This is a genomic window from Sphaerisporangium corydalis (assembly GCF_025506355.1).
GTDB lineage: Bacteria > Actinomycetota > Actinomycetes > Streptosporangiales > Streptosporangiaceae > Sphaerisporangium > Sphaerisporangium corydalis.
The window spans coordinates 38,410-53,525 of record NZ_JANZYP010000014.1; the positions used below are offsets into that span (position 1 = coordinate 38,410).

The window sequence follows — 15,116 nt, forward strand, 5'->3', positions numbered from 1 at the left end:
CGCGAGGTGTGGTTACGGACAGTGACGGTAAAGGTGTGGACGTGATTGGTCAAGCTGATTGGAAAAAAGATGCCGAATCCTGTCCGGTCCGGCCCTGATCTGCTGGGTCACAAGCGCCGCTCCCGCTCCTCCCGTCCAGCGGCCGCACGGCTCGCGCGCGGGCGCCCTCGCGGCTCCGGCACCGCGGCCGAGGGCCGGGGTCCCGGCGCGCGACACCCGGCATAAGGCCATCTGCCCAGGTTAGGAAGGCCGAACCGGTTCCGGGCGCTTCCGGAGGGGCTGCTACCGTGGTGGAGCCGAGTCCTTTAAGACCCGTCCTGTGAGGCGGGAAAGGTGGTGACCTCCATGAACGTCGCCCGAAATCAGGTGCGCGACGATCCGGAACCCGATGGCGGCCGGGCCGGTGACGGCGGGCGACCGCGCGAAGACGGGCCCCCGCATGACGGGGAGCGCGCCGTGCTGGAGGCCCCGGACATCAACCGGGCCCTCACCCGCATCGCCCACGAGATCCTCGAACGCGCCAAGGGCCCGGAAAGGCTCCTGCTCCTCGGCATCCCCACCCGCGGCACCTTCCTGGCCCGCAGGCTCGCCGAGCGCATCGAGCAGGTCGAGGGCCACCCCGTGGCCTCCGGCTCCCTCGACGTGACGATGTACCGCGACGACCTGCGCCTGCGGCCCGCCCGCGCCCTCGGCCGCACCGTACTGCCCGAGGACGGCGTGGACGGGCGCATCGTCGTCCTGGTCGACGACGTCCTGTACTCCGGCCGCACGGTCCGCGCCGCGCTCGACGCGCTGAACGACCTCGGCCGCCCGACGGCGGTCCGGCTGGCCGTCCTGGTCGACCGGGGCCACCGCGAGCTGCCGATCCGCGCCGACTACGTGGGCAAGAACCTGCCGACCTCGCGCGCCGAGACCGTCCGGGTGTGCCTGAGGGAGACCGACCAGCGCGACGCCGTCCTGCTGCGGGGAGGCCAACGGTGAACCGCCACCTGCTGTCCACCGCCGACCTGTCGCGCGAGGACGCCCTGCTGATCCTGGACACCGCCGAGGAGCTGTCGCGGGTCTCGGGACGCTCGATCAAGAAGCTGCCGACCCTGCGCGGGCGCACCGTCGTGAACCTGTTCTTCGAGGACTCCACCCGCACCCGCATCTCCTTCGAGGCCGCCGCCAAGCGGCTGTCCGCCGACGTGATCAACTTCTCGGCGAAGGGGTCGAGCGTGTCCAAGGGCGAGAGCCTCAAGGACACCGCGCTCACCCTGCAGGCGATGGGCGCCGACGCCGTGGTCGTCCGCCACGGCGCCTCAGGGGCCCCGCACCGCCTGGCCAACTGGGTGGACGGCAGCGTGGTCAACGCCGGCGACGGCACCCACGAGCACCCCACCCAGGCCCTGCTGGACGCCTTCACCATGCGCCGCCGCCTCGGCGAGCTGGACGGCCGGCGGGTGACGATCGTCGGGGACGTGCTGCACAGCCGGGTCGCCCGCTCCAACGTCCACCTGCTGCACACCCTCGGCGCCGAGGTGACGCTCGTCGCGCCGCCGACGCTGCTGCCGGTGGCGATGGGGGAGTGGCCGTGCGAGGTCTCCTACGACTTCGACTCCGTGCTCGCCAAGTCCGACGTGGTGATGATGCTGCGCGTCCAGCACGAGCGGATGAACGCCTCCTACTTCCCCTCCGCCCGGGAGTACAGCCGCCGCTACGGGCTGGACCCCGACCGGCTCGGCCGGATGCCCGAGGGGGCCATCGTGATGCACCCCGGGCCGATGAACCGCGGCATGGAGATCGCCGCCGAGGTCGCCGACTCCGCGCGCTCGACCATCGTCGAGCAGGTCACCAACGGCGTGACCGTGCGCATGGCCGTCCTGTACCTGCTTCTGTCCGGCTCGGAGCCCGCCATCGGGGGAAACCTGTGACCTACCTTGTGAAGGGCGCCCGCGTCCTCGGCGGCGAGCCGAAGGACATCCTGGTCAAGGACGGCGTGATCGCCGAGATCGGCGCGCCGGGGCGGGTGGACGGCACCGGCGCCGGCCACGTCGACGCCGACGGGCTGGTGGCGCTGCCCGGCCTGGTCGACCTGCACACCCACCTGCGCGAGCCCGGCCGCGAGGACGCCGAGACGGTCGCGTCCGGCACGGCGGCGGCGGCGCTCGGCGGGTTCACCGCCGTCCACGCCATGGCCAACACCTCGCCGGTGGCCGACACCGCGGGCGTGGTGGAGCAGGTCTGGCGGCTCGGCCGGCAGGCCGGGCACTGCGACGTGCAGCCGGTCGGCGCGGTCACCGCGGGCCTGCTGGGCAGGCAACTCGCCGAACTGGGCGCGATGGCCGACAGCGCCGCGCGCGTGCGGGTCTTCTCCGACGACGGGGTCTGCGTCTCCGACGCGGTCCTGATGCGCCGCGCCCTGGAGTACGTCAAGGCGTTCGACGGGGTGGTGGCCCAGCACGCGCAGGAGCCGCGCCTGACCGAGGGCGCGCAGATGAACGAGGGCGCGGTGTCGGGCCGTCTCGGGCTGACCGGCTGGCCCGCCGTCGCCGAGGAGGCGATCATCGCGCGCGACTGCCTGCTGGCCGCGCACGTCGGCTCCCGGCTGCACATCTGCCACGTCTCGACCGCCGGCTCGGTGGAGATCATCCGCTGGGCCAAGTCGAAGGGCTGGGACGTCACCGCCGAGGTGACCCCGCACCACCTGCTGCTCACCGACGCGTGCGCCGAGACCTCGCCGGCCGGCGCCTACAACCCGATCTACAAGGTGAACCCGCCGCTGCGCACCGGCGAGGACGTGCGGGCGCTGCGCGAGGCCCTGGCCGACGGCACGATCGACTGCGTGGCCACCGACCACGCCCCGCATCCTGTCGAGGACAAGGAGACCGAGTGGCAGGCGGCGGCCATGGGCATGATCGGCCTGGAGACCGCGCTGTCGGTGGTCCAGGAGGCCATGGTCGAGACCGGCCTGCTCGACTGGGCGGGCGTCGCCGACCGCATGTCCGCCCGGCCCGCCCGCATCGGCAGGCTCCCCGGCCACGGCAGGGAGCTGCGCGCCGGGTCCCCGGCGAACCTCGTCCTGGCCGACCCCTCGGTCCGCTGGGCCGTGGACCCCGGCGGGTTCGCCTCCAAGAGCCGCAACACGCCCTACCAGGGCATGACGCTTCCGGGCAGGGTCGTCGCGACGTTCCTGCGCGGCCGTCCCACCGTTCTCGAAGGGAAGCTCACGTGACGCGCGCGACCACGACCCCGGCGGTCCTCGTCCTGGAGGACGGCCGGGCCTTCCACGGCACGTCGTACGGCGCGGAGGGCGAGACGTTCGGCGAGATGGTCTTCTCCACCGGCATGACCGGGTACCAGGAGACCCTCACCGACCCCTCCTACCACCGGCAGATCGTGGCGATGACCGCCCCGCACATCGGCAACACCGGGGTCAACGACGAGGACCCCGAGTCCTCGCGCGTCTGGGTCGCCGGGTACGTCGTGCGCGAGCCGGCGCGCGTGGCCTCCAACTGGCGGTCGCGCCGCTCGCTGGACGAGGAGCTGCGCGCGCAGGGCGTCGTCGGCATCGCCATGCCCGGCACGCGGGCCCTCACCCGCCACCTCCGCGAGCGCGGCGCCATGCGCGCCGGCGTCTTCACCGCCCCCTCGGCCACGGTCGGTGAGCTGGCGGAGCGGGTGCGCGACAGCCCCTCGATGCTGGGCGCCGACCTGGCCAGGGAGGTCTCCACCGCCGAGCCGTACGTCGTCGCCGCGCACGGGCGCAAGCGGTTCACGGTCGCGGCGCTCGACCTCGGGATCAAGTCGATGACGCCCTACCGCATGGCCGAGCGGGGCTGCGAGGTGCACGTGCTCCCCGCGGGCTCGACCGCGGCCGACATCCTGGCCCTGGACCCCGACGGGGTGTTCCTGTCCAACGGCCCCGGCGACCCGGCCGCGGCGGACTACGCCGTCGAGGCGCTCACCGGCGTGCTCGATGCGGGCCGGCCGGTGTTCGGCATCTGCTTCGGCAACCAGATCCTCGGCCGCGCCCTCGGGCTCGGCACCTACAAGCTGGCCTACGGCCACCGCGGGGTCAACCAGCCCGTCCAGGACCGCCGCACCGGCAAGGTGGACATCTCCGCCCACAACCACGGCTTCGCGGTGCGGGCGCCCCTGGACGGCCCGTTCGACACCCCGTACGGCCGCGCGGAGGTCAGCCACGTCAACCTCAACGACGGCTGCGTGGAGGGGCTGCGGCTGCTGGACCGCCCGGCGTTCAGCGTGCAGTACCACCCCGAGGCGGCGGCGGGGCCGCACGACGCCGCCGGCCTGTTCGACGAGTTCTGCGCCCTGATGGCGCGCCCCGGTACCACGGCGAAGGCGGAGGCGGACAAGCGTGGCTAAGCGCACGGACATCCAGACGATCATGGTGATCGGCTCGGGGCCGATCGTGATCGGGCAGGCGTGCGAGTTCGACTACTCGGGCACGCAGGCGTGCAGGGTCCTGCGCGCCGAGGGGTACCGCGTCGTCCTGGTCAACAGCAACCCCGCGACGATCATGACCGACCCGGAGTTCGCCGACGCGACCTACGTCGAGCCCATCACGCCCGAGATCGTCGAGCAGATCATCGCCAAGGAGCGGCCGGACGCCCTGCTGCCCACCCTCGGCGGCCAGACCGCGCTCAACGCGGCGGTGGCGCTGCACGAGTCGGGCGTGCTGGAACGGTACGGGGTCGAGCTGATCGGCGCCGACATCGACGCGATCCAGGCCGGCGAGAACCGCGAGCTGTTCAAGGGCATCGTCGCGAAGGTCGCCGCCGAGCACGGCCTGAACGCCGAGTCGGCCGCGTCGGCGATCTGCCACACCCTGGAGGAGTGCCTCCAGGCGGCGGACGACCTCGGCTACCCGGTGGTCGTGCGGCCGAGCTTCACCATGGGCGGCGCCGGCTCGGGGTTCGCCTACGACGCCGGGGAGCTGCGCCGCATCGCCGGCGCCGGGCTCGACGCCTCCCCGACCACCGAGGTCCTCCTGGAGGAGTCGATCATCGGCTGGAAGGAGTACGAGCTGGAGGTCATGCGCGACCGGGCCGACAACGTCGTCATCGTCTGCTCCATCGAGAACATCGACCCGATGGGCGTGCACACCGGCGACAGCGTCACCGTCGCCCCGGCGCTGACCCTGACCGACCGCGAGTACCAGAACATGCGCGACGTCGCCATCGCGGTGATCCGCGAGGTCGGCGTCGACACCGGCGGCTGCAACATCCAGTTCGCCGTCGACCCGCGCACCGGCCGCATGATCGTCATCGAGATGAACCCCCGGGTGTCACGGTCCAGCGCCCTGGCCTCCAAGGCCACCGGCTTCCCGATCGCCAAGATCGCGGCCAAGCTCGCCGTCGGCTACACCCTGGACCAGATCCCGAACGACATCACCCGCGAGACCCCGGCGTCGTTCGAACCCTCCCTGGACTACGTCGTGGTCAAGGTGCCGCGTTTCGCCTTCGAGAAGTTCGCCGGGGCCGACCAGACCCTCACCACCCACATGAAGTCGGTCGGCGAGGCCATGGCCATCGGCCGGTCGTTCCCCGAAGCCCTCCAGAAGGCCCTCAGATCGCTGGAGAAGAAGGGATCGTCCTTCTCCTGGTCAGGGGACCCCGGAGACAAGGACGGCCTTCTCAGCGCCTCACGCACGCCGCACGACGGCCGCCTGCGCACGATGCAGCAGGCGATCCGCGCCGGGGCCACGCCGGAGGAGCTCAACGAGGCCACCAACGTCGACCCGTGGTTCGTCGACCAGCTCTTCCTGATCGACGAGGAGGCGCGGGCGCTCGGCGAGGGCGAGCTGACCGCCGCGGCCTTGGTCCGCGCCAAGCGGCACGGCTTCAGCGACGCCCAGATCGCCGAGATCCGCGGCACCACCGAGGCCGAGGTGCGCGCGGCCCGCCACGGCCTGGACGTCCGCCCGGTCTACAACACCGTCGACACCTGCGCCGCGGAGTTCGCCGCCAAGACGCCCTACCTGTACTCGACCTACGACGAGGAGACCGAGGTCCCCTACGGCGACCGGCCCAAGGTCATCATCCTGGGCAGTGGCCCGAACCGCATCGGGCAGGGCATCGAGTTCGACTACGCGTGCGTGCACGCCTCGTTCGAGCTGTCGGCCGCCGGATACGAGACCGTCATGGTCAACTGCAACCCCGAGACGGTCTCCACCGACTACGACACCTCCGACCGGCTCTACTTCGAGCCGCTCACCCTGGAGGACGTCCTTGAGGTCGTGCACGCCGAGCGGCTGACCGGCCCGGTCGCCGGGGTGATCGTCCAGCTCGGCGGGCAGACGCCGCTCGGCCTGGCCCAGTCGCTCAAGGACGCGGGCGTGCCCGTCGTCGGCACCAGCCCCGAGTCGATCCACCTGGCCGAGGAGCGCGGCGCCTTCGGGCGGGTGCTGGCCGAGGCCGGCCTGCTCGCCCCCAAGCACGGCACCGCCGTCACGGTGGGCGAGGCGCGGGCCATCGCCGCCGAGATCGGCTACCCGGTCCTGGTGCGCCCCTCCTACGTCCTCGGCGGCGCGGGCATGGCGATCGTCTACGACGACGAGACGCTGAGCTCGTACATGGCGCGCGCGGGCGCGGCCAGCGACCACCCCGTGCTGGTGGACCGGTTCCTCGACGAGGCCATCGAGATCGACGTGGACGCCCTGTACGACGGCACCGAGCTGTACCTCGGCGGCGTCATGGAGCACATCGAGGAGGCCGGCATCCACTCCGGCGACTCGGCGTGCGCGCTGCCGCCGATCACGCTCGGCGGGTTCGACATCAAGCGCATCCGCGCCGCCACCGAGGCCATCGCGCGCGGCGTCGGCGTGCGCGGGCTGCTGAACGTCCAGTACGCCATGCTGTCCAACGTCCTGTACGTCCTTGAGGCCAACCCGCGCGCCAGCCGCACGGTCCCGTTCGTGTCCAAGGCGACGGCCGTGCCACTGGCCAAGGCCGCGGCCCGGATCATGATGGGCGCCACCGTCGCGGGCCTGCGCGCGGAGGGCATGCTGCCGGGCGAGGGCGACGGCGGGACGCTGCCCCTGGACGCGCCCATCGCGGTCAAGGAGGCCGTGCTGCCGTTCAACCGCTTCCTCGGCGTCGACACGATCCTCGGCCCCGAGATGCGCTCCACGGGCGAGGTCATGGGCATCGACGAGGTCTTCGGCACCGCCTACGCCAAGTCGCAGTCGGCCTCCTACGGGTCGCTGCCGACCAAGGGCCGGGCGTTCGTCTCGGTCGCCAACCGCGACAAGCGCGCGATGATCTTCCCGGTGAAGGCGCTCGCCGACCTCGGCTTCGAGATCCTTGCCACCGAGGGCACCGCCGAGGTGCTGCGCCGCAACGGCGTCCATGCCAAGATCGTGCGCAAGCAGAGCGACGGCACCGGCACGGACGGTGAGCCGACCATCGTGACCCGGATCCTGGACGGCGAGGTGGACCTCATCGTGAACACCCCCTTCGGCAGCCCGGGACAGTCAGGCCCGCGCCTGGACGGCTACGAGATCCGCACGGCGGCCGTCCTGCGGGGCATCCCGTGCGTCACCACTGTGCAGGGACTCGGCGCGGCCGTCCAGGGCATCCAGGCGATAGCGGCGGGCTCGGTGGGCGTACGGTCGCTGCAGGAGCACGCCCAGCGGCTGAGGGGCTGACGACCCGGCGGGAGGTGAGGAAGACGGCCGTTACTCCGGTGCAGGTGACGGGCACGGTGCTGACCACGCGCCGCGTGGACGCCTACCACGCGCTGACCGTGGTGGCGCCCGGCATCGCCGAGCGCTTCCGGCCCGGGCACTTCGTCTCCGTGGCCGTCGGCGGGCCGCGCACCTCCATGCCCACCCGCCGCGCCTTCTCCGTCCACGACGTCAAGCCCGACTACGGCGGCACCGTCGAGCTGGTCTTCTCGGTGCGCGGCGCCGGCACGTCCTGGCTGGCCGAGCGCAAGGCCCGCGACAGCCTCGACCTGGTCGGCCCGCTCGGCCGCCCGTTCCCGGTGCCGCGCGACCCTTGCGCGTGCGTGCTGGTCGGCGGGGAGTACGGCTCGGCGTCGCTGTTCTCCCTGGCCGACACGCTGCAGCAGCGCGGGTGCCGGGTGGACTTCGTGCTCGGCGCCGCCTCGGCCGACCGCGTCTTCGGCGCGCTGCGCGCCCGGCGCATGGGGGAGACCACGACGCTGACCACCGAGGACGGCTCGCTCGGGCTGCGCGGGCGCGTCACCGACGTGCTGCCCTCGGTGATCGCCGACGCGCGGGCCGACGTGGTCTACGCGTCCGGGCCGATGCCGATGCTGCGCGGCGTCACCGCCGTCGCCGTCGAGTTCGACATCCCGGTGCAGGTGTCGGTCGAGGAGTCGATGGCCTGCGGGTACGGCGTGTGCATGACGTGCGTCCTGCCGGTCCTCGGGGACGACGGGGTCACCCGCATGGTTCGATCCTGCGTGGAGGGGCCGGTCTTCCGCGGCGAGCGGGTGCGGTTCGAGGACATCGGCACGATCCCCTTCGACGCCCTCGGAGCACCCGGGGGACGAGCCCAGGAGGGAGGTGCTCACACCCGACATGTCAGTTGACATGCGGACGTACCTCGCGCACGTCGAACTGGCCAACCCGATCACCACGGCCGCCGGGTGCGCCGCCTCCGGCGCCGAACTCGCGCAGTTCTTCGACCTCGCCCGCCTCGGCGCCCTCGTCACCCGGTCGATCACCATGGCCCCGAGGGCCGGGCGGCCCACCCCCCGGATGGCCGAGACCCCCTCCGGCATGCTGAACGCCGTGGGGCTCCAGGGGCCGGGCGTGGACGCCTTCCTCGAGCTCGAACTGCCCCGCCTGGTCGAGCGCGGGGCGCGCGCGGTGGTGTCGATCGCCGGCGGCAGCGTCGCCGAGTACACCGCGCTCGCCCGCAGGCTGGCCGACGCGCCGGGCGTGGCCGCCATCGAGGTCAACCTGTCCTGCCCGAACGTCGAGGACCTCGGGCGCGTGTTCGCCCGCGACCCCGCCGCCTCGGCCGAGGTGGTCGCCGCGGTGCGGACCACGATGCGCTACGACGTCCCGGTGGTGGCCAAGCTCGCCCCCGACGTGGCCGACATCGTCGCGGTCGCCCGCGCGTGCGTCGACGGCGGCGCCGACGCGCTCGCCATGATCAACACGCCGCTGGGCATGAGCATCGACGTCGACACCATGCGCCCCTCGCTCGCGGCCGGCACCGGCGGGCTCTCGGGGCCCGCAATCCGGCCGCTGGCCGTGCGCTGCCTGTGGCAGGTGCACGCCGCGCTGCCCGGAGTGCCCCTGGTCGGCATGGGCGGCGTCCTGACCGGCCGCGACGCCCTGGAACTGATACTCGCGGGCGCCTGCGTCGTCGCCGTGGGCACCGCGCTGTTCCACGACCCCTACGCCTGCCTGCGGATCCTGCGTGAGCTCGAAGACCTGCTCAAAGAGCGCGGCTTCGAACGCCTCGCCGACGCCGTGGGGCTGGCCCACCGGCCACCCGGGGCAGGACCCCGGCACCGAATCGACCTGGAGGAGAGCTCTCTGTGACGTCCGCACCCATCGCCGTCGCCCTGGACGCACCCGATCTGGAGACGGCGGCCCGCTGGGCGGCCCTGGTCACTCCGCACGTGAGCACCGTGAAGGTCGGCCTCGAACTCTACCTGCGCTACGGCCCCGACGTGATCGCCTCGGTACGCGGCGCCACGGGCGTTCAGGTCTTCCTGGACCTGAAGCTCCACGACATCCCGAACACCGTCGCCGGCGCCGCCAAGGCGGTCGCCCGGCTCAAGCCCGCCATCCTGACCGTCCACGCGGCCGGGGGGCGCACCATGATCCAGGCCGCCGTGGACTCGGCACCGAACACCTGCATCGCCGCCGTGACGGCGCTGACGTCGCTGTCAGAGGACGATCTGGAGCGCATCGGGGTCAGGGGACCCTCGGGGGACGCCGTGCGCCGTCTGGCGGTCGAGGCCGTCGGCGCGGGCGCCCAGGCCCTGGTCTGCTCGCCCCGCGAGGTCGCCGCGGTGCGCGCCGAGGTCGGGCCCGGCATCACCCTGATCACTCCCGGGGTCCGGCCCGCCGGTTCCGGCACCCAGGATCAGGCAAGAGTAGCGACTCCTGAGCGCGCGATCGCCGATGGGGCCGATCTTCTCGTGATCGGACGGCCCATCACGGGCTCGGCCGACCCCGGGGCGGCCGCCGCGGCCATCGCCGCGGCCATCCGCCGGGTCGCCTCCGGCTGACCCGGGGCGGTCCGCGGGGCGTTCGCGGGTGATCCGAGGGGCGTTCGCGGGTGATCCGCGGGGCGTTTCCTGCCGTTTCGCCGGGCGCCGCCGCGCGTCCGGACAGGGCCCGCGAGGCGGGGCGCGGACTAGCCCGTCCGGGCCCGCTCCCCGCCGCTGTGACTAGCCCATGAGGGGCCTGTACAGGCGCGTTTTGTCGACGCAATGCGATATCGCGAACACGCAGAGTGATGAAATGGAATTTGTGGGGGGAGAAACTGGTCTTGACGTTGCTTGAAGGCCCAAGACCAGCTAGTTTCCCCTCCCGTCCGAGTACATCGACAGAAATTCGAGGTGACCCGGCGTGGCTCTTCCTCCCCTGACCCCCGAGCAGCGCGCCGCAGCCCTGGAGAAGGCTGCCAAGGCCCGCAAGGAGCGTGCCGAGGTCAAGAACCGGCTGAAGCACGGCGCGGTTTCTCTGGCTGAGGTGCTGAAAAGTGGTCAGGCCGACGACGTCATCGGCAAGATGAAGGTGTCGGCACTTTTGGAGTCGCTCCCCGGCGTGGGCAAGGTCCGCGCCAAGCAGCTCATGGAGCGGCTCGGTATCGCCGAGTCCCGTCGCGTACGGGGCCTCGGCGCGAACCAGCGCGCCGCACTGGAGCGCGAGTTCGGCGGTGCCGAGAGCTGATCTCGGCTCGCATCGGCAAGTCAACGGGGGGTGTGGAGTGACCGGTACGTCCTGGCCCGAAGAGGGCGGAGCCCACGAGGCGCCCGTTTTCGGGAGGTCTGGGACAGCTGCCGGTGACTCCGTGCCTCCATCCGGGAGTCCGGAGGTGGCCATGGCCTCCTCCGGACCGACGGGAAAGCGCCTGACGGTCCTCTCCGGGCCGTCGGGCGTGGGCAAGTCCACGGTCGTCGCCGAGCTTCGGCGGTCCCACCCTGAGGTGTGGCTGTCGGTCTCGGTGACCACCAGGGCACCCCGTCCGGGCGAGACGCACGGCGTCGAGTACTTCTTCGTCGGCGACGGCGAGTTCGACCGGATGATCGCCGCCGGGGACCTGCTCGAATGGGCGGAGTTCGCCGGCAACCGGTACGGGACCCCCCGGGTGCCCGTGGAGCGCAAGCTCGCCGGAGGCGTGCCGACGCTGCTGGAGATCGACCTCCAGGGCGCCAGGCAGGTGCGCGAGACCATGCCCGAGGCCCTGCTGGTCTTCCTGGCCCCGCCGAGCTGGGAGGAACTGGAGAGCCGCCTGCGCGGCCGTGGCACCGAGCCCGAGGACGTCATAGCGCGCCGCCTGGCCGCGGGCCGCGTCGAGCTGGCCGCCGAGAAGGAGTTCGACCTGTCCCTGGTCAACACGGCCGTCAGCGAAGTGTGCGGCCGGCTGATAGCCTTGATGCGGTGAAGATCGGCCAGGACCGGCTCCGTCGGCCCCGCCCGCTTCCCTTGGTATCCTTCGAGGCCAAGACCGAACACTCGACATCCGACTGAGAGGCCGACGACGTGGCAGGCACTGCCCCGGTTGCCGAAGGCATCACCAACCCGCCGATCGACCAGCTCCTCGAGGTCGTCGACAGCAAGTACAGCCTGGTCATCATGGGTGCCAAGCGCGCCCGCCAGATCAACGCCTACTACTCCCAGCTCGGCGAGGGCCTCCTCGAGTACGTGGGCCCCCTGGTGGAGACCCACGCCCAGGAGAAGCCGCTGTCCATCGCGCTGCGCGAGGTCTCCGAGGGCCTGCTCACCTCCGAGCCGATCGAGGGCTGAGCCGGCTCCGTCCGGAGACCGTCATGACGAGCCAGGCCCGTGCCAGGCCGAGAGTCGTTCTCGGCGTCGGCGCGGGCATCGCCGCGTACAAGGCCTGTGAGCTCCTGCGGCTGTTCACCGAGTCCGGGCACGACGTCCGGGTGGTCCCCACCCGCGACGCGCTGCGCTTCGTCGGCGAGCCGACCTGGGCCGCCCTGTCCGGCAACCCGGTGACGAGCGAGGTCTGGGACTCCGTCCACGAGGTGCCGCACGTCCGCATCGGCCAGAGCGCCGACCTGGTCGTGGTCGCCCCCGCGACCGCCGACATCCTGGCCCGCGCCGCGCACGGCCTGGCCGGCGACCTGCTGACCAACACCCTGCTGACCGCGCGCTGCCCCGTCGTCCTGGCGCCCGCCATGCACACCGAGATGTGGGAGCACCCCGCGACCCGGGCGAACGTGGCGACGCTGCGCGAGCGCGGGACGCTGGTCGTCGACCCCGCCGTGGGCCGGCTGACCGGCGCCGACACCGGCCCCGGGCGGCTGCCCGACCCCCAGCAGATCTTCGAGGTCTGCCGCCGCGTCCTCGCCGGGCGCCCCCGCGACCTCGCCGGCCGCCGCGTCGTGGTCTCCGCCGGCGGCACCCGCGAGGCGATCGACCCGGTCCGCTTCATCGGCAACCGCTCCTCCGGGCTCCAGGGGTACGCCCTGGCCCGCACGGCCGTGGCCCGCGGCGCCGAGGTCACCCTGGTCGCCGCCAACGTCGCCCTGCCCGATCCCGCCGGGGCGACCGTGGTCCGGGTGGAGTCCACCGCCGACCTGCGGGCCGCCGTGCTCTCGGCGGCCGGGACCGCCGACGCGGTGGTCATGGCGGCCGCCGTCGCCGACTTCCGGCCCGCCGCGCGCGGCGACTCCAAGATCAAGAAGACGTCGGCCGAGCCCGAGCCCATCCACCTCACCAAGAACCCCGACATCCTCGCCGAGCTGTGCGACCGGCGGCGGGAGGGGCGCGGGCCCGCGCCCGAGGTGATCGCCGGGTTCGCCGCCGAGACCGACGACATCCTCGCCAACGGGCGGGCCAAACTGGCCCGCAAGGGGTGCGACCTGCTCGTCGTCAACCAGGTCGGCGAGAACCTCGCCTTCGGCACGCCCGACAACGCCGCCGTCGTGCTGGTGGCGGGCGGCGACCCCGTCGAGGTCCCGCGCGGCCCGAAGGACGACCTCGCCGACGTCGTCTGGGACCTGGTCGCCGCCCGCCTCGGCTGACCCTGTCCGGGACCCGGCCACCGCGCCGGCGGCCCCCTGCGGCGGGTGGACGGGGCCGGGCGCGCGTGATCGGGGCGTCTTCCGCGCGATGGGGGGCGCGGGGCGCTTGATGACGGCGCCTCCCCGGCGGATACTCCAGGAGGACGCTGTAGCGGGAGGGCCGAAAAAATGCCGGTGACCGCCGCCATCAGAGGACGCTGCCGGGCCCTGCTGGCCCCCGGCGAGGACATCCAGTACGTCTTCCCCGTCTCGCTGGCCGGCTCGGGCGACGCCGTCAACTACATGGTCGTGGTCACCGACCGGTCCGTCACCGTCCTGGCCACCAAGGTGTTCAGCCGCTTCGAGCCCGCCGCGGTGTGGGCGACGTACCCGCGCCAGACCCGCCTCGGCCCGCTGGAGCCCGGAGACGGGCCCACGATCGAACTGGGTGGTACGGTCTTCGAGGTCGACGACGAGTACGCCGCCGTCGTCGCGGCGGCGGACGCCGAGGAGTTCACCCCCGGTGACCTGCCCAGGGATCCGCTTCCCGATCTCTAGGCCGTCGGCCACGACCACCCGTCAAGACGGTTGAGCGGCGCCGCCTCAGGTAGGGCTAGACTCTGCGGAGCGCTTTGGCCGTCTCACGCCAAAGCCCACGACGTCAGCAGCCGCTGCATGAGGAGCCACTGAGTTGTCCCGCCGCCTGTTCACTTCCGAGTCGGTTACCGAGGGCCACCCGGACAAGATCGCCGACCAGATCAGTGACGCGATCCTCGACGCCATGCTCAAGGACGACGCCACCAGCCGCGTCGCGGTCGAGACCATGATCACGACCGGTCAGGTCCACGTCGCCGGTGAGGTGACCACGGAGACCTACATCGACATCCCGGGCGTCATCCGGGAGAAGATCCTCGAGATCGGGTACGACGCCTCCCACAAGGGCTTCGACGGCGCCTCGTGCGGCGTGTCGGTGTCCATCGGGGCGCAGTCGCCCGACATCGCCCAGGGCGTCGACGACGCCTACGAGCACCGCGTGGACGAGGGCGGCGACGAGCTCGACCGCCAGGGCGCCGGCGACCAGGGCCTCATGTTCGGCTACGCCTGCCGCGAGACCCCCGAGCTCATGCCGCTGCCGATCACCCTCGCGCACCGCATGGCCCGGCGCCTGGCGGAGGTGCGCAAGAACGGCACCGTCCCCTACCTGCGCCCCGACGGCAAGACCCAGGTCACCATCGAGTACGACGGCGACCGGCCCGTCCGCCTGGACACCGTCGTCGTCTCCACCCAGCACGCTCCCGAGATCGACCTCAAGGAGATGCTGGCCCCCGACATCAAGGAACACGTCGTCGACCCGGTGCTCGCCGCGCTCGACATCGACACCGAGGGCTACCGCCTCCTGGTGAACCCGACCGGCCGGTTCGAGATCGGCGGCCCCATGGGCGACGCCGGGCTGACCGGGCGGAAGATCATCGTGGACACCTACGGCGGCATGGCCCGGCACGGTGGCGGCGCGTTCTCCGGCAAGGACCCCTCCAAGGTGGACCGCTCGGCCGCGTACGCCATGCGGTGGGTCGCCAAGAACGTGGTGGCCGCCGGGCTGGCCGACCGCGCCGAGGTGCAGGTGGCGTACGCCATCGGCAAGGCGCAGCCGGTCGGGGTGTTCGTGGAGACCTTCGGCACCGAGAAGGTGGCGGTCGAGAAGATCCAGGAGGCGATCCTGGCTGTGTTCGACCTGCGGCCCGCCGCGATCATCCGCGACCTGGACCTGCTCCGCCCGATCTACTCGGCCACCGCCGCCTACGGCCACTTCGGCCGTGAGGACCCCGACTTCTCCTGGGAGCGCACCGACCGCGCCGACCAGCTCCGCCAGGCCGCCGGCCTCTGATCATCCCCGAACGGCCGCCCGGCGGGTCCACGCCCACCGGACG

Annotated in this window: 14 protein-coding genes; all 14 read left to right on the plus strand. The window is 72.5% G+C overall.

The annotated features are described in order from the left end of the window. Nucleotides 1–345: 345 nt before the first annotated feature. The 14 genes from pyrR to metK all read left to right on the plus strand — a co-directional run bounded on the left by pyrR (nt 346) and on the right by metK (nt 15,073). Nucleotides 346–981: a bifunctional pyr operon transcriptional regulator/uracil phosphoribosyltransferase PyrR gene (gene pyrR / locus NYZ98_RS12640; protein ID WP_262842847.1), complete on the plus strand. Its 636-nt coding sequence runs from the start codon at nt 346–348 to the stop codon at nt 979–981. Continuing rightward, nucleotides 978–1,913, plus strand: coding sequence for an aspartate carbamoyltransferase catalytic subunit (locus tag NYZ98_RS12645; RefSeq protein ID WP_262842848.1), 936 nt, complete (start codon nt 978–980; stop codon nt 1,911–1,913). The genes pyrR and NYZ98_RS12645 overlap by 4 nt, the downstream gene beginning before the upstream one ends. Continuing rightward, a complete protein-coding gene (locus tag NYZ98_RS12650) occupies nt 1,910–3,214 on the plus strand; it encodes a dihydroorotase (RefSeq protein ID WP_262842849.1) in 1,305 nt (434 codons plus the stop codon). Before NYZ98_RS12645 ends, NYZ98_RS12650 begins: the two co-directional genes overlap by 4 nt. Beyond that, on the plus strand, nt 3,211–4,368 hold the full coding sequence (gene carA / locus NYZ98_RS12655) for a glutamine-hydrolyzing carbamoyl-phosphate synthase small subunit (protein ID WP_262842850.1): 1,158 nt from the start codon (nt 3,211–3,213) through the stop codon (nt 4,366–4,368). The genes NYZ98_RS12650 and carA overlap by 4 nt, the downstream gene beginning before the upstream one ends. Further along, a complete protein-coding gene (carB, locus tag NYZ98_RS12660; RefSeq protein ID WP_262842852.1) occupies nt 4,361–7,651 on the plus strand; it encodes a carbamoyl-phosphate synthase large subunit in 3,291 nt (1,096 codons plus the stop codon). Before carA ends, carB begins: the two co-directional genes overlap by 8 nt. Nucleotides 7,652–7,689: 38 nt before the next feature. Then, nucleotides 7,690–8,562, plus strand: coding sequence for a dihydroorotate dehydrogenase electron transfer subunit (locus NYZ98_RS12665; RefSeq protein WP_262842990.1), 873 nt, complete (start codon nt 7,690–7,692; stop codon nt 8,560–8,562). After that, on the plus strand, nt 8,552–9,526 hold the full coding sequence (locus NYZ98_RS12670; protein WP_262842853.1) for a dihydroorotate dehydrogenase: 975 nt from the start codon (nt 8,552–8,554) through the stop codon (nt 9,524–9,526). Before NYZ98_RS12665 ends, NYZ98_RS12670 begins: the two co-directional genes overlap by 11 nt. Beyond that, entirely contained in the window at nt 9,523–10,221 is a 699-nt protein-coding gene (gene pyrF, locus NYZ98_RS12675; protein WP_262842854.1) for an orotidine-5'-phosphate decarboxylase, read from the plus strand. The genes NYZ98_RS12670 and pyrF overlap by 4 nt, the downstream gene beginning before the upstream one ends. A 343-nt stretch (nt 10,222–10,564) precedes the next feature. Beyond that, nucleotides 10,565–10,888 (plus strand): integration host factor, actinobacterial type, encoded by a 324-nt coding sequence (gene mihF / locus NYZ98_RS12680; protein WP_262842855.1) that lies wholly within the window; start codon nt 10,565–10,567, stop codon nt 10,886–10,888. Nucleotides 10,889–11,039: 151 nt separating this feature from the next. Continuing rightward, nucleotides 11,040–11,603 carry a guanylate kinase gene (gmk, locus tag NYZ98_RS12685; protein WP_262842856.1) on the plus strand — a complete coding sequence of 188 codons (564 nt, stop codon included), beginning with the start codon at nt 11,040–11,042 and terminating at the stop codon, nt 11,601–11,603. Nucleotides 11,604–11,701: 98 nt separating this feature from the next. After that, nucleotides 11,702–11,965, plus strand: a complete 264-nt coding sequence (rpoZ, locus tag NYZ98_RS12690) for a DNA-directed RNA polymerase subunit omega (RefSeq protein WP_203982740.1) — start codon at nt 11,702–11,704, stop codon at nt 11,963–11,965. Between the two features lie 23 nt (nt 11,966–11,988). Further along, nucleotides 11,989–13,209: a bifunctional phosphopantothenoylcysteine decarboxylase/phosphopantothenate--cysteine ligase CoaBC gene (coaBC, locus tag NYZ98_RS12695; protein WP_262842857.1), complete on the plus strand. Its 1,221-nt coding sequence runs from the start codon at nt 11,989–11,991 to the stop codon at nt 13,207–13,209. A gap of 168 nt (nt 13,210–13,377) precedes the next feature. After that, nucleotides 13,378–13,746 (plus strand): hypothetical protein, encoded by a 369-nt coding sequence (locus NYZ98_RS12700; RefSeq protein WP_262842858.1) that lies wholly within the window; start codon nt 13,378–13,380, stop codon nt 13,744–13,746. 133 nt (nt 13,747–13,879) lie between these two features. Continuing rightward, nucleotides 13,880–15,073, plus strand: coding sequence for a methionine adenosyltransferase (gene metK / locus NYZ98_RS12705; RefSeq protein WP_262842859.1), 1,194 nt, complete (start codon nt 13,880–13,882; stop codon nt 15,071–15,073). Nucleotides 15,074–15,116 lie beyond the last annotated feature (43 nt).

What these genes read in the sequence shown, in the direction of transcription:
- pyrR (WP_262842847.1), top strand. Translation starts at nt 346, where the DNA reads ATGAACGTCGCCCGAAATCAGGTGCGCGACGATCCGGAACCCGATGGC.
- NYZ98_RS12670 (WP_262842853.1), top strand. Translation starts at nt 8,552, where the DNA reads ATGTCAGTTGACATGCGGACGTACCTCGCGCACGTCGAACTGGCCAAC.
- gmk (WP_262842856.1), top strand. Translation starts at nt 11,040, where the DNA reads ATGGCCTCCTCCGGACCGACGGGAAAGCGCCTGACGGTCCTCTCCGGG.
- coaBC (WP_262842857.1), top strand. Translation starts at nt 11,989, where the DNA reads ATGACGAGCCAGGCCCGTGCCAGGCCGAGAGTCGTTCTCGGCGTCGGC.
- NYZ98_RS12700 (WP_262842858.1), top strand. Translation starts at nt 13,378, where the DNA reads ATGCCGGTGACCGCCGCCATCAGAGGACGCTGCCGGGCCCTGCTGGCC.